The sequence below is a fragment of the Streptococcus mitis genome (genome assembly GCF_009496155.1).
Lineage (GTDB): Bacteria > Bacillota > Bacilli > Lactobacillales > Streptococcaceae > Streptococcus > Streptococcus mitis_BQ.
Genome location: NZ_WIJP01000008.1, coordinates 49,559 through 75,050 on the forward strand (window position 1 = coordinate 49,559; position 25,492 = coordinate 75,050).

The following is a 25,492-nucleotide window of genomic DNA, read 5'->3' on the forward strand; positions in this document are numbered from 1 at the left end:
ATGGAAACTTACTACAAAGCCATTAACTGGAATGCCATCGAAGATGTCATCGACAAATCAACTTGGGAAAAACTGACGGAGCAATTCTGGCTTGATACACGTATTCCCTTGTCAAATGACCTAGACGACTGGAGAAAACTATCAAACAAGGAAAAAGACTTAGTTGGAAAAGTCTTTGGTGGTTTAACCCTTCTCGACACTATGCAATCTGAAACAGGGGTTCAAGCCCTTCGCGCAGACATCCGTACACCCCATGAGGAAGCTGTGTTCAATAACATCCAATTTATGGAATCTGTCCACGCTAAATCTTATTCATCAATCTTTTCTACCTTGAATACAAAAGCTGAGATTGAAGAAATTTTCGAATGGACCAATACCAATCCTTACCTACAAAAGAAGGCTGAGATTGTTAACGAAATCTACCTAAACGGTAGCCCACTTGAAAAGAAAGTAGCCAGCGTTTTCCTTGAAACCTTCCTCTTCTACTCTGGTTTCTTCACTCCCCTCTACTACCTTGGTAATAACAAACTAGCCAACGTTGCGGAAATCATCAAACTGATTATTCGTGATGAATCTGTTCACGGAACTTACATTGGTTACAAATTCCAACTTGGTTTCAATGAATTGCCTGAAGAAGAGCAAGAAAAACTCAAGGATTGGATGTACGACCTGCTCTATACTCTTTACGAGAATGAAGAAGGCTATACAGAAAGCCTCTATGACGGTGTTGGTTGGACGGAAGAAGTCAAAACCTTCCTTCGCTACAATGCTAACAAGGCACTCATGAACCTTGGGCAAGATCCACTCTTCCCAGATTCAGCTGATGATGTCAACCCAATCGTTATGAACGGTATTTCAACAGGAACTTCCAACCACGACTTCTTCTCTCAAGTCGGAAATGGTTACCTCCTTGGTGAAGTTGAAGCCATGCAAGATGATGACTACAACTACGGTTTGGACTAATTCAATTATCCCAGAACTGATAACAAATATCATGGTTTGTTTAAAACAACCATGATATTTTTGTTTTTGTTTTATTTTGTTTTTTAAATTGATTGATTGAACACTTTATGATAAAATAGTAATAGAAATAGAGGTGATAACGATGTTAAAGCAGGAAAAACTAGATAATATTCTAGAAACGGTAAATACAAAGGGAACTATTACTGTAAAAGAAATCATGACTCGCTTGGATGTATCAGATATGACTGCTAGACGCTACTTACAAGAGTTAGCTGACAAGGATTTACTTGTTCGAGTACACGGTGGAGCTGAAAAAATTCGCACAGGTTCTATTTTAAATAATGAACGTTCCAATATTGAAAAACAAAGCTTACAAATCGCAGAAAAACAAGAAATCAGCCGTTTTGCAGGTCATTTAATCGATGAGGGTGAAACCATTTTTATCGGTCCAGGGACAACCTTGGAATCTTTTGCCCGTGAACTTCCAATCGATAATATTCGTGTTGTAACAAACAGTTTACCAGTATTTCTCATCTTAAACGAACGAAAACTAACAGATTTGATTTTAATTGGTGGAAACTACCGCTCTATCACTGGGGCCTTTGTGGGAACACTAACCTTGCAAAACCTAGCCAACCTTCAATTTTCTAAAGCTTTCGTTAGCTGTAATGGTATTAAAGACAATGCGATTGCGACCTTTAGTGAAGAGGAAGGTGAATCTCAACGCATCGCCCTCAATAATTCCAATAAAAAATACTTACTAGCTGACAATAGTAAGTTCAATAAATTTGATTTTTATACCTTCTATAATATCTCAGATATTGATACCATCGTTTCAGATTCTAAACTGAGCAAAGAAACGTTCGAACAACTTTCAAAACAAACAAAAATTATTCTTTCTAAACCATAAAACTGAGGATTGATAAAATTTAAAATGCGTCATATCAAGAAAATAAGAATCTTGATATGACGCATTTTTTGATGAAGATTTTTACAAAGAGTTTCCTAGATTCTTTATGATTGTTGAAACGGCATAAAATCTGAATCAAAGGAGATATTATCCCGTTCTTCAGGACTGATAAAATTTAAAAAGATATTTTTAAATTCTTCTAGCTCATAGTCTGAATGGCAAATCCATTCTTTACCGGTAGAGACATACCATTTTCCGAGACTTTTCAGTTATTCATTCGTCAAACACGGTATTTGAGAACATTTTCCGAAATTTATAATATAAACTTTTTCATAAATAGATTGGATAAAATCTTTGAACATCTTTTGCCTCACTATAATTCTATATCTAATTACTAATTCTACTAGTCTATAATCTGACTTTCTGCTACTTTCTTGTACCAGTGAGCTGATTTCTTAGGATAACGCTCTTGAGTTTCAAAGTCTACATAGAAGAGACCGTAGCGTTTTTCATAACCGTTTGACCATGAGAAGACATCCATCAATGACCAGATGAAGTATCCTTTGATGTTTGCACCATCAGCAATAGCATCAGACAATACTTCCAAGTGTTGTTTCACATAATCAATACGACCATCATCGTAAACAGTGTTATCGACGAACTCATCTTTATAACCAAGTCCATTTTCAGTGATATAAATCTTCTTGTAGTTAGGATAATCTTTCTTCACTCGCATAATTTGGTCATACAAACCTTGAGGGTATATAATCCAATCCCAGTCCGTACGTGGTACATATTCAGGAGCTACACGACGACCAACACCTTTAATTTGGTATTTAGAGCTTCCTTTCTCTCCCTTACCATTATGGATAATTTCAGTCTCCCCATCAAAGGCTTCCATCCAGTCACTCATATAGTAGTTGATTCCTAGGAAATCATTCAAGTCTTTTGCAGCTTCTAATGCTGTAAAATCTTCTTCACGTAGATCTAAGCTACCACCATTAACTAATAAGATATGGTTGACACCTTCTATGGTTTCAGCTGAATAGCGACCTAAATAAGTTGCATCCAAAATAAATTTGTTGTTAATGATATCTTCTAACTCAGCCGCACGAACATCGGCTGGATTTTTAGGATCCAAAGGATACTTTGTTGGCAGAGCGTGAACAACACCAATTCCACCTTTATAGCCTTTTTTTATCATATTTTTTATAAAAAAATAAAATCATAAACAAAATTAAGAAAACAAGTGTTTATAATTCAGAAAATTTCATATCAATTCAAAAAATCAGTACACTAATAATTCTATATTTTTTTGAAAACTCCAAACCAAAATCCATTATTTCTAATAAACAACTCATCACCAAAAGCTCTAGTATGTTTTGAACCAATTTCTAATTTTACAAGACGCATAGGAGCTAATAATTCAATTAACTCACTTTCTGTATAAACTCTTTCTAACATTGAATCTAGTTTTCTACGTATATAACCTTTTTCTAGTAAATAATTATCAGGAATTGCATCTTGAAAAATTCCATCTTTCCGTGGACAATAAAAATAATACATTCCTCCTGCTTTCAACACCCTTTTCACCTCTGAAAAATAGTTCTGTCTATCTTTTTCATCCACTATAAATGTAATCGCAGACATTATATCAAATATAGAATCGAAATGATTGTCAGGAAAATCTAAACCTTTACCTACATCTGTCTGTGCTATACGACAATTAAATTGTGGAAATGACTTAGTCAATAATTGTTTTGCACTATCAGCGGCCTCCTTTGTTAAATCTACACCACAATAAGTATCAGCATAATGATTTTCAATTAAATAGTAAAGATTCCTTCCAAAACCACAACCAACTTCTAATACCCTGCACTCATCGTTTTGAGTAACGATTTGATTTCTCAAAGAAAAAATCTTTTGAACTGCATCATTAGGAACTAAGCGTGTCTCTGTTTTTGATGATTGGGCGTGTAATTCTTCCCATTTCTTGTGATTATCTTCATTTAAAACAAATGTATCCATTGAACTCTCCATATCTCATTATCGTTTCTACATGATGAAATCCAGCACTCTTTAACATTTCTTTATTTTCAGCATGAGTGTAGTTAATCATAACTCCCTCCAAGCTCAATTGCTTAGGTAGAATTTCTTCTGGACTAAATCCATGTTCTTGCTTGAATTTAATATAATTGGAAACTATCAACTTATTTACCTTCGGATCTGTCATGATTTCTTTCTTAAATAGAATAAACGCTCCACCTTCAACTAAAGATTCATATATTTTTGATAAAATCTTTATTCTCTTGTCTGGAAGAATAAACTGAAGGAAATAATAGCTAATAATTAAATCGCTGGGTTCTAACCTGGCTTCCTCCACGGAGCTTGTTATGAATTCAAGCTCAGGAAATTTCGATTGTGCCACCTGATTCATTTCTGGAATCTCTTCTATCCCGATAAAACGAACTTCTTTTTTAGACTTGTGACGCTGGTATAATTTACCAATCAGATTACCCGTTGCAGAGCCTAGCTCATAACATAAGGAATGGTCACGAATAAAAAAATCGCTTAGATGACAAACAAGGTTATGTCCTTCATCATATAAAGGAATAGATTGTCTAACATGCTCATCAAAATGTTGAGCTACACCATTACCAAAACTCCATTGTGTTCCATTTTGAATAACAATATCATTTCCAACTTCCATAGACTACTCCTCTTCTCCCTTGACTTTCCAGTTTACTAATACCAATGCTAACACAACCATCGAACCCCCAAGAACCAAATTCAATGTAAACGGCTCATGTAAGCCCATAATAGAAAAGATAGTTGAAAATACTGGAACTAAAAACAAGAAACTGCTAGCTACTGTTGCTCCCCTTTGTCCTAGACTATAAAACCACAGTCCAAACGAACCAACAGACGCAGGAATAATTAACCATATAAACCAAACCCAGCCCCAAAATCCTAAATTTAGAAAGTTATAACTTTCATGCACAGGTATTGAGAATAAGTAAAGGAATACCCCACCTAATAACAATTGCCAAGCTGTAAATATCCATGGACCGTTATCAAAAGGAATTTTCTTGGTGACAACTGTATTGATTGACCAACAAAATGAACCAAGTAAAGCAAACAAAGCACCTAAACTAAACGCAGATACATCTAGTCCAATACAAGTAACAACTCCAGCCACACCTAATATTAAGGCACTTATCTTCTGAATAGTCAATGTATCTTTTAACAAAAAATGTGCTAAGAAAGCTAACCAAAGAGGATTCGTAAATAAGATAATGGAAGACATCGATGACGACACATCATGAGCTAGGGCAAGATTAAGAAATCCCATGGTTCCAGCTGTCTGTAAGAGCCCGATAGTCACAACCAATATAAACCCCTTTATCTTGCTACCTTGACTTTTAGGAATGATAGTCCCTCCCTTGCAAAATAAAAACGATAATACTAACATCACTAACCCAGCAATAATAAATCGAACACCCCCAAGTAATAATGGAGGAGTCTTTTCAACTACTATAAGATATTTACCAGTTGGAAAAGACGACCCCATAAAAAGTGTGGTAAGTAATATAGAAATCAAAAAAATAAAATTTGAACCTCGTTTCATTTATTTCGCCTTCTTTCAAAAGATATTGATGATATTTTTTGTCTTTTATTCTACTCTTTTAAAAATGAATGTCAAGAGATTTATCAAAAAATTCCAAGATTATTTTTTTAAACTCCTATGTATTGAGAAAAAAACAAAAAAAGACTATACTGGTAATTGTGGATAATGATTATCTTTTTATATGGAGGTACAAACATGCGATTGTCATCAGGTTGGGAACAGTCAGTCTATGTCTTACTCATGTTAGATCAGCTCCCTGAAGGAAAATATATCAATACAATTTCCTTGAGTGAACGGCTAGAAGTTTCAGATTCTTATTTGAAAAAAATTATAAAACTATTAGACAACGAAGGATTGGTTAAATCCGTTAGAGGGAAAAATGGAGGCGTTGCTCTTTCTAAACCCCTCAGCCAAATCACCTTTTACGATGTATTTGTAGCTATAGAAGGAAAAAATCGAATCTTTGAAAGTCAAAATCTTCTAAAAAAATTCTTAGGCAACAAGGAAAGTAAAAAGGCTAAAAGATGCGTCGTAACCAACTCTCTTGATATTATTGAAAATACTTTAGTTGCAACCCTGACTTCTATTACACTCAGCCAGGTAGCCCATCAATCTGAGATTAACTATGATTTAACCGATATCAGAAATTGGATCAATAAATGCCAAAACTAGCTGAAGAAAAAATTCTTCAACTAGTTTTTATAAATCCTTGACAAATAATTTTACAAGGACTATACTATATTTGAAGATATAATATATCTTCTATATCGTCAACAATGATATTTCATTGCATGCTTTTGGATAGCTAAAGAAAGAAGGTTCTTATGAAAGTTATTTTAGCTACTGACCAAGATGGTTTCCAACTGAAAGAAACCGTCAAACACTATCTGCTTCATTCTGGTTATGAAGTAATTGACCTCAACTCTACACAAGGTTCTGCGGATTTCGTTGATTCTACTGTCAATGCTATTACAGAGTTTAGAAAATATAAGCAAGCTCGTGCTATTCTTTTTGACAAGTTTGGACATTCTTTTATGCCTGCTAATAAGTTTAAAGGTATTATCTGCGCCGCTGTTTCCGATGAACACTCTGCCATGATGACTATTCGACACAATTCTACTCCAATCATTACAATTGGTTCTGGAATTACAGGCGCTATTTTAGCAGTTGAAATAGTCAAAGCCTTTCTTGAGCACAACTATGATTCTGGTCGTCACCAAGTTCGCATTGATATGCTGAACAAGCTCTGCTAGGAGGTATTCCCATGAAAATTGCTCTCGGTTGTGATCACATTGTAACAGATGTGAAGATGAAGATTTCAAAACACCTAAAAGAACAAGGTCATGAAATCATTGATGTTGGTACTTATGATTTCGTCCGTACTCACTATCCTATTTATGGTCGCTTAATTGCAGAGGAGGTCGTCAATGGACGGGCTGACTTTGGAGTCGCCCTTTGCGGTACAGGTGTTGGAATTGCTGTATCTGCTGATAAAGTGCCTGGAACTCGAGTTGTACTTGTCGGAGATGTTGCGACTGCTCGTTCCGCTCGTGAAAATCTCAATGCTAATATTGTTGCTTTCGGTGGTGCAATCCTAGGTATCAATTTCATTAACAACATTGTAGATGAATTTATCAATACCAAGTACAAACCAAGTCCTGAAAAAGAGGAATTGATTTCGAAAATTGATAAACTATCTGAAGTGAGTCCAGATGTAGCTGCCAATGATCATATCTTCGATGAAGAGAATGCCAAGTGGAATCGTGGAGAATATCACGATTAACTTGTATTCCGCCTTCTATATTTTATCTAATACTCAATGAAAATCAAAGAGCAAACTAGAAAGCTAGCCGCGGGCTGCTCAAAGCACTGCTTTGAGGTTATAGATAGAACTGACGAAGTCAGTAACCATACCTACGATAAGGCGACGCTAACGTGGTTTGAAGAGATTTTCGAAGAGTATAACCTTGAGGATAACTAACTCAAGGTTATTTTTACGTCATCAAAAAGTCTAGAGATATTTCTATCCCTAGACTGAAGTTTTTTTCGCAATTTGAGTGCTACACGCGTTCTTTCCATGAAGTCGCTGTTGTTTGAAGAACCTTGTTGAGTTCATCAATGTTTTCAAAACCAGTTGTGCGAAGCCATTCGCGAGCTGCTGTTTCACCATCTTTGATGTAAGCTTCAACTGATCCAGCCCATGTAGCACGGCCACAAAGAACTCCGTTAAAGTTTGCACCTGATTCATGAGCAAATACCAGAGTATCTTGGAAGAGTTTAGCTGATACACCAGCACTCAAGTAGATGTATGGCAAGTTCGTTGCTTCATCTTGTGCTTTGAAGAATGCTGCTGCTTCTTCACGTGTATAAACTACTTCACCTTCAGCGAAGCCTTCAACATATTTAATGTTTACAGGAACTTCTACTTTCAAGACATCAATGTTAAAGCGTGGGTCTGAGAAGACTTTCATAGCACCGATAACTTTGTGTGGTTTTACTTTAGCGTATTCTACAGAACCAGCGTCAGTAATTTTTTCATCGTAAGCAAGAATTTCAAGGAAGAATGGGATATCTTCAGCCACACACTCAGAACCGATACGTTCGATGTAAGCTTGTTTTTCTTGGTTGAGTTCGTCTGAGCTATCTACGTCATAGTAAAGCAAGAATTTAACTGCATCTGCACCTTCTTCTTTAATACGTTTTGCAGACCAAACATCCAAGCAGTCTGGCAAACGTTTTGTACTTGTTGTATCATAACCTGTTTTTTCATAAGCAAGAAGAAGACCAGCTTTTTCGTCAAGAGCTTTAGTCGCTGGAAGTCCATACTCAGGGTCAAGAAGCATTGATGAAGCGTATTTAGTCAATTCATCTGCTACTAAAACTTTAAGTTCTTCCATTTGAGCTACAGTTGGTTCTTCTGTTTGGTGTTGAGCCATGAGGCGCTTCAAAGCACCACGTTGGTCAAATGCAAGAGCTGAGATGATTCCATTTTCATCAGAAAGTTTTTCTAAGCGTGCACGTTTTTGTTCTGTTAAAGCCATTTTATACCTCTTTTACTATTAATTGTTCATATAGAGCTTGATAGTTAGCCATGTTGACATGACCAGTCATTTTTTCTTGAGCATTGAGCATACCAAGGACATTTGCCTTGATGAGTAATTCTGCATCCGATTCTTTATGAAGAAGACCTGAAGAAATCCCTGCTACAGTAGAATCTCCAGATCCGACAGGATTTACCACCTGAATTCTAGGAATATCTACCTTGTAGAAAGTGTCACCATGTTTGGCAAAAGCACCGTTGGCACCAAGTGAAACGATAATCCATTCAATCCCTGCAAACAAAGGTTCTTGAAGGACTTCTTTTAATTCATCCAAATCCTCGGAAACTTCTCTACCTAGAAGCTGGGACAATTCCTCATTATTTGGTTTGATGACTGTTGGTTTATGTGGTGATTCAAGAACCGCTTGAAGTGCTGCACCAGAGCAGTCCAAGACTACAGGCTTGCCAGCTTGATTAGCAAGTTCTACCAAGCTCGCATAGTAATCAACTGGAAGACCTGCTGGTAAACTACCTGAGATAGCTACTACTTCAACTGAGCCCAAGAGTTTTTTGAAATGTTCCAAAAAGTCTTGACCTTCTTGTTCAAGAACTTCAGGTCCTTTTTCAAGAACTTCTGTTTGATTGTCTCCATGGAGAATAGCGATACAGTTACGAGTTTCTCCCTGAATTGAGAAGAAATCTTTTTTTACTTGATCATCGATATGTTCAACCAAAAACTCACCAAGTTTGCCACCCACTAAACCAGTAGCAAGAACAGGATCTCCAAATTCTGAAAGTACTCGGGTAACATTGAGTCCCTTACCACCAGCCGTTTTGGTTACATCCACCACACGATTGACAGTATCAATCTTCAACTCATCCAAGGGATAGGAAATATCAATGGATGGGTTCATTGTGACTGTTAAAATCATAGGTCACCTCTTAGTCGTGGTATTCTCCGCGATCCCATTTTTCAAGGAATTCAGTGAAGAAGTTTGCGTCTGTTTGTTGAGCATTGTGACTTTCAACATGTTCAATTTTCGCAATCAATTTTTTATTTTCTTCAGATGGTTTGTATTCAGCATGGATGAAAGCCTCGATGATGTCACACATGAGCAATTCACCAGTAATCTTACCACCAAAACCGATAACGTTAGCGTTCAATTGTTCTTTAGCATAAAGGGCTGTTGTCATATCACGAACCAAGGCAGAACGAACACCTGGGACTTTATTTACAGCGTTGTTTATACCAACACCAGTACCACAGATACATACTCCAAGATCAGCTTGACCGCTAGTTACAGCTTCCCCTACTTTTTTACCAAAGATTGGGTAGTGAGTACGTGTATGGTCATATGTACCAAAGTCAATAACTTCATATCCTTTTGATTTCAAAAATTCTGAAACCGCCATTTTTTCATCTGTTACGATGTGGTCACATCCAATTGCAATTCTCATTTTTAACTTACCTTTCTTACTGTAATCTAATTAGCACATTTTGTTCAACATATCGACACGAATTTGGTGACGTCCACCATCGTATTTACCGTTAACAAATCCTTTAGCGATGTTTTTAGCCAATTCATCACCAACAAGTTGTGCACCCATAGTGATCATACGTGAGTTGTTGTGGCCACGAGTCATATAAGCTGAACGTTCGTCAGATACTTCTGCAGCAACCATTCCTTTGATCTTAGTTGCGACCATAAATGGACCAGCTCCATAAGCATCAATCACGATACCAAGGTTTTGTTCTTCTTTGTTTACTTCTGCAGCAACAGCAAGAGTCACATCAACAAAGTCTTGACCTTCAGCCGTAACATCCACAACGTGGAAGTTTTCTTTTTCCAAGAAGTCTTTCACAACTTCTTTCAATCTCAAACCTGCAGCATCTGCACCGATAACAATAGCCATATTGTTTCTCCTTTTTATTTTTCTAGGCTAGTAAAACCTTTTATAGTTAGCAGTTTACCTACAAAAGCTTTCTAGCAGTTTGTTGACAAATTAGATTGAATGAGATGAATGACACCTTATTCAAGTTTAGGAAAGCAGTTTCCTAGAAATAATCCTTCTCTACGAAAGAGAATATAACAATTGATTATTTGTTTGTTGCAAACATCATTTGTTGCTTACGAACATAATATACTCCTATTTTCTGAAAAAGTCAACAGTTAATGTTTGTTTTTGTGTTTTATTTTTGAATCTAAAAAATTTCGATGTCAAAACCAATTTGATCCACTTGACCAGGTTCTAGGAGACGAACATTCTTCTTATCTTCTAGACGATCTCCTTCTTCAAGGGATGTTGACAAGCCAGACCATGGTTCAAAAGCAATGAAAGGACCTTTATTCAAAGTTGACCAGATAATGAGATTTGAGAACTCTGCAAAGTGCACTTTCAATCCCTTATCATGTTTACGAGAACGAAGGGCAATTGTTCTAGATTGCAATTCATCTAAGGTGACTGCATCTGTGCTGAAAAGATCATAACTAAGATCTATTTCTTTTTGTCCCTCTAGCCATGGACTTCTATCTTGAAAATCAAGCATCCCCGTTTCTGGGAAAGGACGTGGAACAGAGCAAGTCTCTTCTTTCTCAAACTCTAAATAGTAATCTTCATAGACTTCATCATCCAGTAGAGGACAATTAAATCCTGGATGTCCACCAATAAAGTAAGGCATGACCTTGCTAGTTTCTTTATTAAAGATTTTGTATTGAGTTCGTACTGTCTTGCCAGTAAGGATATAAGTAATCTCTAGGCGAAAATGATAAGGATAGTTTTGATAGCTATTCTCATCGTCCTCAATTGCAAAAGTTACACTCTTGTCTGTCTGTTCAACTAATTCAAATTCTTTCTTACGAACCAAACCATGACGAGGAATATTTCCTTTGATTTCTTGTCCCTTCTCATCTATATAGAGAGCTGTATCCTCTCTTAAAGAACCACAAATGGGGAAGAGAACAGGAGCTTGTCCACTCCAATAAGTGGCATCCCCTTGCCACAAATACTCCAGTCCCTCAGCATCTTTTATAGAAGAAAGGGCCCCACCAAAACTGTTAAATTGAACTCTTAATTGTTCTGATTTTAATTCAATTACCATTATTTTCTCCGATTTCTTGATAGTTTATAAAAAACTAGGCTGTCACTCCTAGAAGGTATGACAACCTAGTTTCAACAATTTACACTCTGCGAAAATCAAATTCAAACTTCGTCAGCGTCGCTTTGCCGTACTTTAGTACAGCCTACAGCTAACTTCCTAGTTTGCTCTTTGATTTTCATTGAGCTTACATTTTATAGGAGCGCATTATTTTGCTTTTGCTGCGTACTCTTCGTTACGTTTGATCATTTGTTTTCTGTACCAAGCAAAGATACCGATATAGAATACAAGGAAGACTGCAGCACCAAGGATTGCTTTGATATCACCTGTTGTAGTGTTACCAATTGTCCAACCAAGAAGTTTTTCAATTGGTCCTTCAAGAGTTGAGTGAGTAATCAATTGAGTTTGACTCACACCTGCTGGGAAGGCACCTACACCTTTAGCAAGTTCTGTCGCAAATGGTGCAATAAGTGTACCTGAAAGAAGGAAGAGTGGCAACAAGAGTGTTCCGAAGATAATCATACGGAGCAATTTACCACGTGTTACAACCAAGAGAGCTGGAGTAACACCCATAGCGATGATACCTGCAAGTGGCAAGATACCATTTCCGACTTTTGAAAGAAGTACTGCTTCAATCAACATGATTGGTGCAAGTACGTTTGCACAAGCCCAGATTTCAGCACGACCAGCGATGAATGGCCAGTCAAGACCGATGTTGAATTTACGTCCTTGAAGACGTTTAGTAGCAACGTTTGTAATACCTTGTGATAGTGGTTCTACGGCTGCGATGAACCATGAACCGATAAGTGAGAAGAGTTCCAAAGATACACCAGCAGTCAAACCAAGAGACAACCATCCTTTGATAACAAGACGCCATTTATCTGCATCTTCAACACCTGCAATTGGATGTGGAGTTCCCATAATACCGATAACGATACCAAGGATGAAACCGATAAAGAATTTAGATCCCCAGAAACCGATTTTCTTGTTCAATTTAGCAGCGTCAAAGTCATATTTATCAAGTCCTGGGAAGAATTTTTCAAAAATTTTATCCAAAACCATGATAACTGGGTTCATCATGTAGTTCATGTGAGTTGATGTCATTGGTGATGAACTTGGAGCGTTAAGAAGGTCATCAAATGTAGGTTTCATCAAGTCAGAGTTGATAATTTTCAACACACCAACAAGGACGATAGCTGCTGTAGCAATCAAGAGTGAGACCCCTTGGCTCACACCATTGTTGTCAGCATACCATTTAATCAAAAGACCTGTGATAGACAAGTGCCAGATATCAAAGATATCAACGTCAAGTGTATCAGTTTTCTTCATAGCAAGCATCACTACGTTGACAATCAACATGATGAGCAAGAAGTAAAGTGTCCAAGCAGATCCCCAAGTGATTGTGGCAAGTGGCGCCCAACCAACGTCAGTGATACTCAATTGGATACCTGTGTTTTCAACGAATTTTGCAAGTGATGCTGAGAAAGCACCATTTAGCATACCGATGATGGCACCGATACCTGTAAGAGCGATGGCAAGTTTGATACCACCTTCAAGCGCTTTGGAGAATTTCACTCCAAAAAGTAAAGCCAATACTGTCAAAATGATTAACATGATGACAGGTCCACCCATATCTAAGATGGGCTTGAAAAACTTGCCGATTAGGTCAAAGATTGCATCCATAACAGTTCCTCCCTTTTTATGTTATATGAATGTTAACTAAATAAAGTATTTATTAGCTTAATCCGTGTTCTTTAATAGCTGCTTCAATATTGTCAAATACTGGAGCACTCATCGCTGGGATACGGAATAAGATTGGTCCAGCTTCAATAACTGGGATACCTGGGTCAAAACCAAGATCTGTAGCAGCAATTGGTGTGAAGATGTCATAACCTTTGATAAGGTCTTCATTAACGTCTTTGACCATTACCGCATCACAGTGAACATCAAAACCACGGTTTGAAAGTTCTTCTTCAAGAGCACTTTTAATTTGGTGGCTTGAGTTAACACCTGCACCGCAGGCAGCAAGAATTTTAATCATATGGATTTCCTCCGATTTAATATTTTTAATAGACAAGATTATGCAGTTGCTTCAGCTATATAAGCATAGATAGCTTCTGGTTCAGAAATTTTAGCCAAATCTTCCAAATGGCCATTTCCTGTAAAGAAATCCATCAACTGAGCAAGAATGTTGGTTTGACTTGAACTTGAGTTATTAATGATAAAGAAGAGCAAGGATACTTCTACTTCCTTATCTGGCGCAATCATATTATGGAAAGTCACTGGTTTCTCTAATCGAACGACCACAACTTTTTCGGCAAGATTATGAACAATATCTGTATGAGGAATAGCCACATTCGGCAAATCCTTACCCAAAAATTCCATATCTAAGCCAGTTGGAAATGACTTTTCACGCGTGATCAAGGCTTCACGATAGGTTGGAGTTACGATTTCTCGTTCTTCCAATAAAGTTGCAACCTGATCAAAAAGATGTTCTTGATTATCCGCTTCTAAGCAAAACACAAGGTTTTTGTCAAAGAAATGATCTAATCCCATAAGGTTTTCCCTTCTTTCCATTAACTTTATGCTATAAGTATAACACTATATGAAATCGTTGTCAATAATTTTCTGTTCTTTTTTGTCTCTTTTTTTATATTTTTGTTGTTTTTATAGTTCGACTTATTGAAACAAACATATAAACAAACACAGCAACATTTTTTGTTTTGGAATCAAAAAAAGCAGACCATTTAAGCCTGCTTTACTATTGATTCTTACATGATTTTGCTATTAACAAGAAAAGCAATTATGATAACTTATTCTTCATCCATACTCAAGACGCTGAGGAAGGCTTCTTGTGGTACTTCTACTGATCCGATGGCTTTCATGCGCTTCTTACCAGCTTTTTGTTTTTCAAGGAGTTTGCGTTTACGAGAAACGTCACCACCATAACATTTAGCAAGTACGTTCTTACGAAGGGCCTTGATATCAGTACGAGCCACAATCTTGTGTCCAATAGCTGCTTGAATTGGCACCTCAAATTGTTGACGAGGGATAATTTTCTTGAGCTTATCAACGATGAGTTTTCCACGTTCATACGCAAAATCCTTATGAACGATGAAGCTAAGGGCATCAACCTTGTCTCCATTGAGAAGGATGTCCATTTTGACCAGCTTAGATGGACGGTACTCTGACAATTCGTAGTCAAAGCTTGCATAACCACGTGTCGAAGACTTAAGCTTGTCAAAGAAGTCAAAGACGATTTCAGCAAGCGGAATTTGATAGATAACATTGACACGGTTATCATCGATATAATCCATAGTCACAAAGTCCCCACGCTTGCGCTGAGCCAATTCCATCACTGCTCCAACAAACTCTTGCGGTACCATGATTTGCGCCTTAACATAAGGCTCTTCAATGGTCGCAATCTTAGTTGGGTCTGGAAACTCAGATGGGTTAGAGACATCCATAGACTCACCGTCGGTCAAATTAACCTTATAGATAACGGATGGCGCTGTCATGATGAGGTCGATGTTGAACTCGCGTTCCAAACGCTCTTGGATAACATCCATATGGAGAAGTCCAAGGAAACCACAACGGAAACCAAATCCAAGTGCCTGAGATGTTTCTGGTTCAAACTGCAAGCTGGCATCGTTGAGCTGCAATTTTTCAAGGGCTTCACGGAGGTCATTGTACTTGTTTGACTCTATTGGATATAGACCCGCAAATACCATAGGATTCATCTGCTTGTAACCATGTAATGGCTCTGTCGCAGGATTGGTTGCCAAGGTAACGGTATCACCCACACGAGTGTCCTGAACCGTCTTGATAGAAGCCGCAATATAACCAACGTCACCAGTCGCAAGGAAATCACGACCAACTGCTTTGGGTGTAAAAATACCAACTTCTGTCACATCAAAGGTCTTGCCATTGCTCATAAGCTGAATCTTATCGCCAGGTTTGACCACCCCATCCATGACACGCACTTGGAGAATAACCCCGCGGTAAGCATCATAAACTGAGTCGAAAATCAAGGCCTTAAGTGGCGCCGTCACATCACCCGTTGGTGCTGGCACTTTTTCTACGATTTGCTCGAGAATTTCTTCAATACCGATACCAGCCTTGGCAGAAGCCAATACTGCTTCACTGGCATCCAAACCAATGACATCCTCAATCTCTGTACGCACGCGCTCTGGATCTGCAGCTGGCAGGTCAATTTTGTTAATGACTGGCATGATTTCCAAATCATTGTCCAAGGCCAAATAAACGTTGGCAAGGGTTTGAGCCTCAATTCCTTGGGCAGCATCAACCACCAAAATAGCTCCTTCACAGGCGGCTAGTGAACGCGAAACTTCATAGGTAAAGTCAACGTGTCCTGGCGTGTCAATCAAGTGAAAAATATAAGTTTCCCCATCTTTTGCAGTATAATTCAGTTCGATGGCATTGAGTTTAATGGTAATCCCACGTTCCCGCTCCAGATCCATGCTGTCCAAAAGTTGAGCTTGCATTTCACGGCTTGAAACGGTCTCAGTTTTTTCCAAAATGCGGTCTGCTAGAGTCGATTTTCCATGGTCAATATGGGCGATAATAGAGAAGTTACGGATCTTCTCCTGTCGTTTTTTCAATTCTTCTAAGTTCATGATTCTCTTCCTTTCAGGGTATCTATTTATTATAAATTGTTTTTGGCATTTTGACAAGACCATACCCTGCTAGGAGTACTAATCTTCAGCGACAAAGCCGTCATTTTCGATAAAGTGATGTTCTGTCATCCCTTGTTCTGTAAAGACAATCCCGTGAAGGACACCACCATAAACAGCTCCTCCATCCATTCCAATCTTGCCATCTTCTGTAGTCCAAAGCTCTGCTGTACCACGCTCTTGCTTTAACAAACCATAAACAGGTGTGTGACCAAAGACAATGATTTTTCCAGTATGATTTTCGGCTTCGTGGAATGGTTTTCTGAGCCAGACCTTTTTATAATCTGTGGTTTCATGCCAGTCGTCCAAGGTCAAATCAATACCTGCGTGAACAAAGATATACTTGTCTGTCTCTACCACAAACGGCATTTGACGAATGAATTCAACCAAATCTGCCGCTTCAGTGACAACACGATTAGCATCCTCAATCCCGTCAACTGGTGCATCCAAGGGACGACCTAGGATAGAGTTAATAGTTGTATCTCCTCCATTACGACGATAGTGATCATAGCTTTCTTCAGGGTCATCGAGCCAAGTCAGAAACATATACTCATGATTTCCTGATAGACAAATAGCCCCTTGATTGTCCACCAAGTCCTTAACCATTTCAAGAACACGGCGACTATCCTCACCGCGGTCAATCAAATCTCCTAGAAAGAGCAACTGGGTCTGACCATCCCATGTTTTGAGAAGGTCTTCTAGCATCCCAGCTTTTCCGTGAACATCTCCAATTACATAATAGTCTGTCATCTTATTTCTCCCTGTTTCTCAACAATTCTCTGGCTTGCGTCAGAGCTGCTTCTGTCACATCATCACCTGCCAACATCTTGGCAACTTCCTCCACTCGCTCTTCAACCGTCAAGAGACGAACAGTCGAAACTGTTGAATGGTCATTGCTAATCTTCTCAATAAAGAATTGATAATCCGCAATCGCAATCACTTGTGGCAAATGGGAAATAGCAAGAACCTGACCATGCTGGCCTATCTTGTGAATCTTCTGTGCAATGGCCTGAGCTACACGGCCTGAAACTCCCGTATCCACTTCATCAAAGACAATACTTGTCTTGCCCTCTTTACGAGAAAAGGCAGACTTAATGGCTAGCATGAGGCGAGACAATTCCCCACCAGACGCAACCTTAACCAAGGGTTTAAAGTCCTCGCCAGGGTTGGTTGAAATGTAAAACTCAACCATTTCATTTCCCTCACGACTGAATTTGCTCTTACTAAAACGAACCTGAAACTGAGCTTTTTCCATATATAGGTCTTGCAGTTCTTGTTTAATCTCAGCTTCGAGCTGCTGAGCCAAATCATGACGAGCCGATGCAAGCTGACCAGCCAAATCAACAAGGTTAACTTCCAATTTCTTGAGCTCTGCTTCCATGTCCTCAGACGAAAGGTTATTACCTGTCAAAAGATTGTATTCATCTGTAATTTTGGCAAAATAAAGCAAGACATCATCTACAGTCCCACCATACTTACGAGTAATGGTATGAAGGAGGTTCAAACGATTCTCGACTTGCATGAGGCGATTACCATCAAAATCTAAATCCTCAATGATTGCTTCCAAACGTTTGCTAATATCTTCTAAGACATAGTAGGTCTCAGACAGAGAGCTCGAAATTTCACGGTATTCAGGGTCATATTCTTCGACACTTTCCATGTTATTCATGGCTGAACGAACATTGGCCAGACTTGAAAACTCTTCATTGTCCAACATACTGTAAGCATTGGTCAGGGTATCCGCAATATTTTTATGGTTGAGGAGTTTATCTCGCTCTTGGTTGAGAGCCAAGTCTTCACCTGCTTGCAAGTTTGCTGCCTCAATCTCTGCCATTTGAAATTCCAACATTTCAATACGAGCCTTGTGTTCCTGTTGGTTTTTCTTGACTTCCAGAACCTGCTTGCGCATTTTTCGATAGGCATCAAAACTCGTCTGATAGGTTTCTTTCAAGTCCCAAAAAGCTACATCGCCAAATTCATCCAACATCTGGATGTGCAGTTGAGGACGCATTAACTCCTCTTGGTCATGCTGACCATGAATATCTACAAGATGTTGGCCAATAGCACGCAAAACAGACAGATTGACCATCTGACCATTTACACGGCTGATACTACGTCCATTTTGCAAAATTTCCCGACGGATGATAATTTCATCCCCAAATTCCAAACCTTGCTCATCAAAAATTTCCTGTAAAAGGCGACTATTTTCAACGGAGAATAGCCCCTCAATCTCTGCCTTAGGCGCACCATGACGAATAACATCTGTCGTCGCACGAGCTCCCAACATCATATTCATGGCATCAATGATAATCGACTTCCCTGCACCCGTTTCACCAGTCAGGACAGTCATTCCCTTTTCAAAATTGAGGGAAATAGCCTCAATAATGGCAAAGTTTTTTATCGAAATTTCAAGTAACATACAGACCTACCAATTTTTTACTTGTTCAAAGATTTCCACAGCTAGACTTTCACTTCTGGCAATGACTAAAATCGAGCTATCATCAGCCAAACAGCTAAAAATCTTGTCCGCAAAAGTCTCGGTTAACTGAGCTTTTACAAAAGCCGTATTTCCTGGAATCACTTGGAGATTGATCATCTTGTCCATCAATTCTGCCGATTCGATATTGTCTTCAGCCAGTTGCAAACTTTTTACGATTGATTTTGGTAATTCATAGACATAGGTGTTATCTCTCAAAGGAATTTTGACAATACCTAATTCTTTTATATCTCGGGATACCGTTGCCTGAGTGGCACTGATACCTGCCTCTTTCAAGTGTTCTACAATTTCTTCTTGCGTGCCGATTTGATAATCTGTCACAAATCGTCTAATTTTTTCAAGTCTCTCTTTTTTATTCATTTTTAAATTGACTATGCGCCCTCTCTATTACTTCCTCAATCTCAGCAAGAACCTGATTGCTTGCTGACTCTTCTTTTTTTAAATACGCTAAAAATTCAATATTTCCATGTCCACCTTGGATGGGGGAAAAGTCCAAACCAAGGACTGAAAAACCTTCCTCTACTGCCATAGTTGTGACAGATTCAAGGACATTCTGGTGAACCTTGGCGTCGCGAATGATTCCATTTTTCCCAATCTGCTCACGTCCTGCCTCAAACTGGGGCTTAACCAAAGCCACGACCTGACCTTGATCAGCCAAAACACGGTGCAAGGCTGGAAGAATCAGATTGAGGGAAATGAAACTCACATCAATACTGGCAAAGCTCGGTTCCTGCTCGAAATCAGTCTTTTCAGCATAGCGGAAATTGAACTGCTCCATGCTGACAACTCGTGGGTCTTGGCGTAATTTCCAAGCCAATTGATTGGTACCGACATCGACTGCAAAGACCAACTCAGCACCATTTTGCAACATGACATCGGTAAAACCACCAGTAGAAGCCCCAATATCAATTGTGGTCGCGCCATCCACTGACAAATCAAAGACCTGCAAAGCCTTTTCCAGTTTCAAGCCACCACGGCTGACATACTTGAGTTTCTCCCCCTTGAGTTTCAGCTCAGTGTCATCTGGAATTTTCTCTCCTGGTTTATCAAAACGTTCTCCATTAAGGACTGCTACGACTAGACCAGCCATGACACCGCGCTTGGCCTGTTCGCGCGTTTCAAACAAGCCCTGTTTATAAGCTAGTACATCCACTCTTTCCTTAGCCATTGATTCTCAAACTTTCTACTACTTTTACAATCGATTCTGTTTTAAAGGGAACCTGCTGGGCAATTTCTTCTAATTTGGCATTAGCTTGATCCAGAGTTTGGTTACAAAAGACAATAGCCTCTTCCAAGCCCAACAAGGCTGGATAGGTTGACTTTTCTGCCTGCAGGTCCTTTTGTGGTGTCTTACCGATTTCCTCAAAACTAGCAGTCACATCCAGCACATCATCTCGAACTTGAAAAGCAAGCCCAATCAATTCACCAACAGTTTTCAGTTTTGCTTGTATTTCAGGTGTCAATTTGGCTATGATGGCTGCCGCTTGGAAGGGATAGGATAGTAATTTTCCAGTTTTATTAGCATGAATAGTCTGGAGTTCTTCCAAGGACAAGTGCTGGTGTTCGCCCTCCATGTCCAAAACCTGTCCTGCAACCATGCCCAGACTACCTGAAGCAAGAGATAAGTTGGAAATCAAGTCCACCTTGATCTGACTTGGCAAATCTGCCTGCGCTATCAAGGCGTAAGGATCTAGGAACAAGGCATCTCCAGCCAAAATCGCCATTGCTTCTCCAAATTTCTTGTGGTTGGTCAAGCGTCCCCGACGGTAATCGTCATCATCCATAGCTGGAAGATCATCATGAATCAAGCTCCCTGTATGAATCATTTCCAAGGCCGCAGCCACCTGCGCGTGAGCAGGTTTGATGGCAATATGCAAGGCTTCCAAAACTTCTAACAAGAGAAAAGGTCGAATACGCTTGCCACCAGCATGAATGGAATAGAGAACAGACTCTCGCAAGCTAGAGGCAAACTGCTGGTCTCCATAAAAGTCTTCCAAAGCCGACTCGACAAGAGCTAATTTTTCTTGCTTCTTCATTCAAAATCACTTTCTGTTCCGTCTTCTTGCATGACCTTGACCAAGGTCTTTTCAGCCTTGTCCAGCGTAGCTTGGAGCTCTTTTGACAAAAACATGCCCTTTTGAAAGGCAGCAATCGCATCTTCCAGAGCAATTTCACCATTTTCCAAACTTTGGACAATGGTCTCCAATTCTGCTAGATTTTCCTCAAATTTCTTTTGTTTTGACATCTTTAACCTCTAATTCTACTTGACCATCTCGCATCAAAAGCGTCACTTGGTCTTTTTTCTTCAAACTCTCAACCGAATCTACTACTGATTCTTCTTTTTTAACAATAGCATAACCACGCGCCACGATTCGACTGGTATCCAACATCAGCAAGGCCTCTGAAAGTCGCTTGACCTCAGCAACCTTGGCATCATAAACCAGCGCCATTTGGCTACGGAGGAGCTTATTCAACTGTGCAAGCCGATCCTGATAACGTTGGATTTTAGTAACAGGCGATAATTGTACTAATTGATGCGTCCTTGCTTGGACTAGCTGTTTGTTATCGGAAATCTGTGTTCGCAAACTTTGTTTTAATCGCAGTTGCAGTTGATCCAAGCGTTGCAAATAGCCATCATACAAGCGCTCTGGCTGTCTAAAGATAACAGACTGACTGCATTTTTTCAAAGCTTCTTGTTTCTTAGATAGGACATTTCGGACTGCCGTTGCCATCCGTTTTTCCTGATTTTGCAAATGAGCTAATAGATCCAACTTGGTCACAGGGGTTGCCAGTTCAGCAGCTGCCGTTGGTGTTGCAGCTCGACGATCCGCCACAAAATCTGCCAAGGTCACATCTGTCTCATGCCCCACACTAGAGATAACTGGCAAACGAGATTCAAAAATAGCTCGTACCACAATTTCTTCGTTAAAGGCCCAGAGATCCTCTATGGAACCTCCACCACGACCAATAATCAGTAAGTCCAAATCGTCTCTTTGATTAGCACGCGCAATATTTCGAGCAATTTCCTCCGCAGCCCCTTCACCTTGAACCTTGGTCGGATAGAGGAGAATGTCGACACCTGGAAATCGCCTGCTGACGGTCGTGATAATATCTCGAATAACAGCTCCACTACGGCTAGTTACCACACCAATTCTCTTAGAAAATTTGGGCAGAGCTTGCTTGAAGCGTTCTTGAAACAGGCCTTCTTCTGCCAATTTTTTCTTGAGTTGTTCAAACTGAATCGCAAGCGCCCCAACCCCATCAGGCTCTGCCTTTTCAATGATAACGGAGTAGCTTCCACTTGGCTCATAGACCTGCACGCGCCCAATCACATTGATTTTCATCCCTTCTTCTAGGTCGAAGCCTAATTTCTGATAAATTCCAGACCAGATGGTCGCTTGAATGACTGCGTGGTCATCCTTTAGGGAGAAATATTGGTGAGTAGGTCGTTTACGAAAGTTGGAAACTTGACCAGTTAAATATACCCGTTCCAAGTACGGGTCTTTATCGAATTTCATTTTCAGATATTTGGTCAAAGTTGTTACCGATAAATACTTTTCCATCTCCACCTACTATTCATTTTCTTGCTCTTTCATGGGTATTATTATACCAAAAATATGCCTAAAAATCTTCATTTATGTACCATTATGAGGGAAAAATAGAAATATGCCTAAAAATCTTCATTTATGTACCATTATGAGGGAAAAATAGAAAAAGGAGGCAAGGCCTCCACATCTGTTTATTTGCTGTTTCGAGCTTCTTCCAAAATCTTTGCAATCTTGGTCGTCAACAGGTCAATAGCCACTGTATTGCTGACTCCTTCAGGAATGACAATATCCGCATAACGCTTGGTTGGCTCGATAAACTGATGGTACATGGGCTTGACCACACCTAAATACTGGTCAATAACGCTATCAAGACTACGGCCACGCTCCTCCATATCGCGCTTGATACGACGAATAATGCGCACATCATCATCCGTATCCACAAAAATCTTGATATCCATCAAATCGCGCAGACGCTTGTCCTCCAAGACCAAAATCCCCTCAACGATAAAGACATCTTGAGGCTCCTGACGATAAGTCTTGCTACTTCGTGTATGCTCTGTATAGTCATAAGTCGGAATGTCCACTGGACGCCCTGCCAACAATTCCTTCATCTGCTCGATCATCAAGTCTGTATCAAAGGCAAAAGGATGGTCGTAGTTGGTTTTGACACGCTCTTCAAAGGTCAAATGAGACTGATCCTTGTAGTATGAATCATGCTCAATCATGGAAATCTTTTCATCAGGAAAATGCGATAAAATGGCTCTTGAAACACTGGTCTTACCTCCACCAGAACCACCTGTCACTCCGATAATGATTGGTCTATTTTGCATGCTATCCTCCGTTTTTTTATCCGTCGTCTATTCTATCACATTTTTTACAAAATTTATAGTCTGATTTGGATAGTTTAGGGGAAACAATTCCAATTCCTACACTTCAATTATACTAGCTAAAAACCTTCCTTGGCTTGTAGAGATTGTCCCGTTTTTCTAGAATGGCTAGCAATTTATCGCCTTCAAAAGCAGCTAATTCTTGTTCTGTTTGTTCTAGCTCGATAAAACGACCAAAACGCACTTCTGTAGCCTCTTCTGGACTTAGGAAAACTTTGATAAGGTCACCTGTTCCAATCTCTAGAGGATGGAGAAAGTCCAGCTGACCAGCCTCTACTCTTTCAGCAATTTCTTCTAAGGTAAGAGCGTCTTCTAATTGTAAACCCGCTGCACTTGTTCGAGTCAGATGTGACATATGAGCCGCATAACCCAGCTTCTCTCCCAAGTCAACCGACAAGGTACGGATGTAAGTTCCCTTACTGCATTTCACACGAAAAGTAAAGCGCGCAAGATGACCATCATAAGAAATCGGACTTGTCCGTTCAAATTGATAAATGGTTACCTGACGTTCTGGACGCTCCACTTCCTGACCAGCACGCGCATACTCATAGAGCTTGCGACCATTGACCTTAACTGCTGAGTACATAGGTGGAATCTGAGTAATAGGCCCAGTCAAACTAACGATTGCTTCATCGACAAGCTTTTCATCCAAGGGCGATAGAACAGGTGTCTCTGCGACCACTTCCCCACTGGCATCCTCAGTCGTCGTGGAATAGCCAAGAGTGATTTCCCCCTCATAGACCTTGCCCTCGTCCTGCATAAACTCGACCATGCGTGTCGCCTTGCCAACCGCAATGGGCAAAACGCCCACTACATTCGGATCCAAGGTCCCACCATGACCAATTTTCTTGGTTCCCAAAATCTTGCGCAGTTTAAAAACCGCATCATGCGAGGTCATCCCCGCTTCTTTTTTTAAGTTGATAATACCGTTCATTTTTGCTTTCTACTCCCCCTTCAGCGCTTCAAACTTAGCTTTCATGGTTGGATTTTTCCGAGTTAGTTTTTTTACTGAAACGTCTTCCAGCTTATTGTTAGCTAGACGGAGTTGGTTTTCCGATGTTGTCAGGAATTTCTTAACTTCTTCCATGCGTTTAATGGCCTTATCGATTTCATCGATTGCCTTACCAAAGTTGGTAGAAGCTGAATTATAGTTCTTGGCAAAAGCTAGCTTGAAGGCATCCAAGTCTTCCTCAAAATGAGTGATGTCAATATTTTGCTCCCGAACCAAGGCCAGCTCTTGTTTGTATTTAAGGGAATTAAGAGCCGCATTTCGTAAGAGCCCAATCAACTGGATAAAGAACTGAGGACGGACCACATACATCTTTTCATACTCGTGGCTGACGTCAACAATCCCTGTGTTAAAGTAGTCATTATCGGCCTCAAGCATGGTCACCAAAACCGCATACTCACAGTTCTTCTCCCGACGATCCTTGTCTAATTCCTTATAAAAATCTGCATTCTTGTGCTTCTTATCTGTTCCATCCGCTTCATTTTTCATCTCAAACATAATGGAAATGATTTCGACCCCATTTTCATCACATTCACGGAAAATAAAGTCGCCTTTAGAACCACGCGCAGAGACCTTGTTATCCTTCTCAAAGTAGGCATTTGGAAAGGCAAAACTTCGTACCTTGTTAAACTCACTCTCTGCATAGTGTTCCAGACTTTCCCCAATGGCTTTTGTAGATTGTTGGGCTTTGAAATTCTTATAAAACTCGACCTGTTCACTGGCTGCCTTGAGCTGGGCTTCGTAGTTTTGCTTAACAGAAGCAAGAGAAAGCTCGTTTTCTTTTTCTTGTAAAAGAAGCTGGTTTTTAACCTGGTCTCGTTCTTTTTCTAGGTCAGAGAGGGTCTTTTGTAGTTGATTTTCATGTTCCAAACGCAAGGTGGCCAATTGGTTTTCCAAGGCCTGTACTTCCTTGTCCTTAGCCAAGAGAGCCTGATGGCTTGTCTGTTCTACCTCTTTCTTAACCAATTCTTTTTCTGTATCAAAGTTTTGGATTTGACTCTGCAATTGCGCGATTTCTTGGTCTTTTTGAGCTAGTTTTGACTGTTGCTCATTCATAGCCTTTTGCTCAGCCAAAGCCAGTTCCTGCTTCATGCGATTATGCAGTTCCTTATCAAACTCTGTCGTTCTCACTTGGGACAGAAGTTCGGCATACTGGCTTTCATTCACTGTAAAGACTTCCCCACAGTTAGGACATTTGATTTCGTTCATATCGTTCCTC

27 protein-coding genes and 2 pseudogenes are annotated in these 25,492 nt (G+C 39.6%); 5 read left to right on the plus strand and 24 right to left on the minus strand.

Translation table 11 applies throughout. The features are described 5' to 3' along the window. Together nrdF and GEZ84_RS06180 are read left to right on the plus strand one after the other, a co-directional pair. Nucleotides 1-963, plus strand: coding sequence for a class 1b ribonucleoside-diphosphate reductase subunit beta (gene nrdF / locus GEZ84_RS06175; RefSeq protein ID WP_055356832.1), 963 nt, complete (start codon nucleotides 1-3; stop codon nucleotides 961-963). 142 nt (nucleotides 964-1,105) lie between these two features. Further along, nucleotides 1,106-1,873: a DeoR/GlpR family DNA-binding transcription regulator gene (locus GEZ84_RS06180; protein WP_000917573.1), complete on the plus strand. Its 768-nt coding sequence runs from the start codon at nucleotides 1,106-1,108 to the stop codon at nucleotides 1,871-1,873. 104 nt (nucleotides 1,874-1,977) lie between these two features. Here GEZ84_RS06180 and GEZ84_RS11075 read toward each other — a convergent pair. The 5 genes and pseudogenes from GEZ84_RS11075 to GEZ84_RS06205 form a co-directional block, all read right to left on the minus strand. Continuing rightward, nucleotides 1,978-2,235: pseudogene (locus GEZ84_RS11075) on the minus strand (DUF3884 family protein). Between the two features lie 41 nt (nucleotides 2,236-2,276). Continuing rightward, nucleotides 2,277-3,068, minus strand: a pseudogene (locus GEZ84_RS06190) (family 1 glycosylhydrolase); the annotation flags it as partial. Between the two features lie 110 nt (nucleotides 3,069-3,178). Next, entirely contained in the window at nucleotides 3,179-3,901 is a 723-nt protein-coding gene (locus GEZ84_RS06195) for a class I SAM-dependent methyltransferase (protein ID WP_153223893.1), read from the minus strand. After that, entirely contained in the window at nucleotides 3,879-4,583 is a 705-nt protein-coding gene (locus GEZ84_RS06200) for a methyltransferase domain-containing protein (protein WP_153223894.1), read from the minus strand. The genes GEZ84_RS06195 and GEZ84_RS06200 overlap by 23 nt, the downstream gene beginning before the upstream one ends. A 3-nt stretch (nucleotides 4,584-4,586) precedes the next feature. Continuing rightward, nucleotides 4,587-5,501, minus strand: coding sequence for a DMT family transporter (locus GEZ84_RS06205; RefSeq protein ID WP_153223895.1), 915 nt, complete (start codon nucleotides 5,499-5,501; stop codon nucleotides 4,587-4,589). A 195-nt stretch (nucleotides 5,502-5,696) separates the two neighbouring features. On the opposite strand from GEZ84_RS06205, the gene GEZ84_RS06210 reads away from it, so the two are divergent. From GEZ84_RS06210 to lacB (GEZ84_RS06220), 3 genes are all read left to right on the plus strand, one after another. Then, nucleotides 5,697-6,173 carry an RrF2 family transcriptional regulator gene (locus tag GEZ84_RS06210; protein ID WP_033683554.1) on the plus strand — a complete coding sequence of 159 codons (477 nt, stop codon included), beginning with the start codon at nucleotides 5,697-5,699 and terminating at the stop codon, nucleotides 6,171-6,173. Between the two features lie 152 nt (nucleotides 6,174-6,325). Continuing rightward, complete coding sequence (gene lacA, locus GEZ84_RS06215; protein ID WP_153223896.1) at nucleotides 6,326-6,754, plus strand: galactose-6-phosphate isomerase subunit LacA; 429 nt, start codon at nucleotides 6,326-6,328, stop codon at nucleotides 6,752-6,754. 11 nt (nucleotides 6,755-6,765) lie between these two features. Next, entirely contained in the window at nucleotides 6,766-7,284 is a 519-nt protein-coding gene (lacB, locus tag GEZ84_RS06220) for a galactose-6-phosphate isomerase subunit LacB (protein WP_153223897.1), read from the plus strand. Between the two features lie 277 nt (nucleotides 7,285-7,561). Here lacB (GEZ84_RS06220) and lacD read toward each other — a convergent pair whose 3' ends face one another. The 19 genes from lacD to GEZ84_RS06315 form a co-directional block, all read right to left on the minus strand. Then, nucleotides 7,562-8,542, minus strand: a complete 981-nt coding sequence (lacD, locus tag GEZ84_RS06225; protein ID WP_153223898.1) for a tagatose-bisphosphate aldolase — start codon at nucleotides 8,540-8,542, stop codon at nucleotides 7,562-7,564. A 1-nt stretch (nucleotide 8,543) separates the two neighbouring features. Beyond that, nucleotides 8,544-9,473 carry a tagatose-6-phosphate kinase gene (locus GEZ84_RS06230; protein WP_153223899.1) on the minus strand — a complete coding sequence of 310 codons (930 nt, stop codon included), beginning with the start codon at nucleotides 9,471-9,473 and terminating at the stop codon, nucleotides 8,544-8,546. A gap of 10 nt (nucleotides 9,474-9,483) precedes the next feature. Next, the gene (lacB, locus tag GEZ84_RS06235; protein ID WP_001216913.1) at nucleotides 9,484-9,999 is read right to left on the minus strand and encodes a galactose-6-phosphate isomerase subunit LacB; all 516 of its coding nucleotides are present in this window, start codon (nucleotides 9,997-9,999) and stop codon (nucleotides 9,484-9,486) included. A 30-nt stretch (nucleotides 10,000-10,029) separates the two neighbouring features. Further along, on the minus strand, nucleotides 10,030-10,455 hold the full coding sequence (gene lacA / locus GEZ84_RS06240) for a galactose-6-phosphate isomerase subunit LacA (protein ID WP_001018896.1): 426 nt from the start codon (nucleotides 10,453-10,455) through the stop codon (nucleotides 10,030-10,032). A 289-nt stretch (nucleotides 10,456-10,744) separates the two neighbouring features. Continuing rightward, on the minus strand, nucleotides 10,745-11,641 hold the full coding sequence (locus tag GEZ84_RS06245; protein WP_153223900.1) for an aldose 1-epimerase family protein: 897 nt from the start codon (nucleotides 11,639-11,641) through the stop codon (nucleotides 10,745-10,747). Between the two features lie 204 nt (nucleotides 11,642-11,845). Further along, on the minus strand, nucleotides 11,846-13,321 hold the full coding sequence (locus tag GEZ84_RS06250) for a PTS galactitol transporter subunit IIC (protein ID WP_153223901.1): 1,476 nt from the start codon (nucleotides 13,319-13,321) through the stop codon (nucleotides 11,846-11,848). A gap of 52 nt (nucleotides 13,322-13,373) precedes the next feature. Further along, nucleotides 13,374-13,679, minus strand: coding sequence for a PTS sugar transporter subunit IIB (locus tag GEZ84_RS06255; RefSeq protein WP_000590547.1), 306 nt, complete (start codon nucleotides 13,677-13,679; stop codon nucleotides 13,374-13,376). Between the two features lie 38 nt (nucleotides 13,680-13,717). Further along, entirely contained in the window at nucleotides 13,718-14,194 is a 477-nt protein-coding gene (locus GEZ84_RS06260; protein ID WP_194252038.1) for a PTS sugar transporter subunit IIA, read from the minus strand. Nucleotides 14,195-14,451: 257 nt separating this feature from the next. Further along, the gene (lepA, locus tag GEZ84_RS06265) at nucleotides 14,452-16,275 is read right to left on the minus strand and encodes a translation elongation factor 4 (RefSeq protein WP_001047210.1); all 1,824 of its coding nucleotides are present in this window, start codon (nucleotides 16,273-16,275) and stop codon (nucleotides 14,452-14,454) included. A 78-nt stretch (nucleotides 16,276-16,353) separates the two neighbouring features. After that, nucleotides 16,354-17,082, minus strand: a complete 729-nt coding sequence (locus tag GEZ84_RS06270; RefSeq protein WP_153223903.1) for a metallophosphoesterase family protein — start codon at nucleotides 17,080-17,082, stop codon at nucleotides 16,354-16,356. A gap of 1 nt (nucleotide 17,083) precedes the next feature. Continuing rightward, a complete protein-coding gene (recN, locus tag GEZ84_RS06275) occupies nucleotides 17,084-18,751 on the minus strand; it encodes a DNA repair protein RecN (RefSeq protein ID WP_153223904.1) in 1,668 nt (555 codons plus the stop codon). Nucleotides 18,752-18,757: 6 nt separating this feature from the next. Next, entirely contained in the window at nucleotides 18,758-19,189 is a 432-nt protein-coding gene (locus tag GEZ84_RS06280; RefSeq protein ID WP_001034396.1) for an arginine repressor, read from the minus strand. After that, on the minus strand, nucleotides 19,182-19,997 hold the full coding sequence (locus GEZ84_RS06285; protein WP_153223905.1) for a TlyA family RNA methyltransferase: 816 nt from the start codon (nucleotides 19,995-19,997) through the stop codon (nucleotides 19,182-19,184). The genes GEZ84_RS06280 and GEZ84_RS06285 overlap by 8 nt, the downstream gene beginning before the upstream one ends. Further along, entirely contained in the window at nucleotides 19,990-20,865 is an 876-nt protein-coding gene (locus GEZ84_RS06290; protein ID WP_153223906.1) for a polyprenyl synthetase family protein, read from the minus strand. The genes GEZ84_RS06285 and GEZ84_RS06290 overlap by 8 nt, the downstream gene beginning before the upstream one ends. Next, a complete protein-coding gene (locus tag GEZ84_RS06295) occupies nucleotides 20,862-21,074 on the minus strand; it encodes an exodeoxyribonuclease VII small subunit (RefSeq protein ID WP_033585378.1) in 213 nt (70 codons plus the stop codon). Before GEZ84_RS06295 ends, GEZ84_RS06290 begins: the two co-directional genes overlap by 4 nt. Further along, nucleotides 21,052-22,392, minus strand: coding sequence for an exodeoxyribonuclease VII large subunit (gene xseA / locus GEZ84_RS06300; RefSeq protein WP_153223907.1), 1,341 nt, complete (start codon nucleotides 22,390-22,392; stop codon nucleotides 21,052-21,054). Before xseA ends, GEZ84_RS06295 begins: the two co-directional genes overlap by 23 nt. 176 nt (nucleotides 22,393-22,568) lie before the next feature. Further along, nucleotides 22,569-23,207 (minus strand): uridine kinase, encoded by a 639-nt coding sequence (gene udk / locus GEZ84_RS06305; RefSeq protein ID WP_042901050.1) that lies wholly within the window; start codon nucleotides 23,205-23,207, stop codon nucleotides 22,569-22,571. Between the two features lie 112 nt (nucleotides 23,208-23,319). Further along, the gene (gene truB, locus GEZ84_RS06310; RefSeq protein ID WP_153223908.1) at nucleotides 23,320-24,198 is read right to left on the minus strand and encodes a tRNA pseudouridine(55) synthase TruB; all 879 of its coding nucleotides are present in this window, start codon (nucleotides 24,196-24,198) and stop codon (nucleotides 23,320-23,322) included. 9 nt (nucleotides 24,199-24,207) lie between these two features. Continuing rightward, nucleotides 24,208-25,482, minus strand: coding sequence for a DUF2130 domain-containing protein (locus GEZ84_RS06315; protein WP_153223909.1), 1,275 nt, complete (start codon nucleotides 25,480-25,482; stop codon nucleotides 24,208-24,210). Between the last annotated feature and the right edge of the window lie 10 nt (nucleotides 25,483-25,492).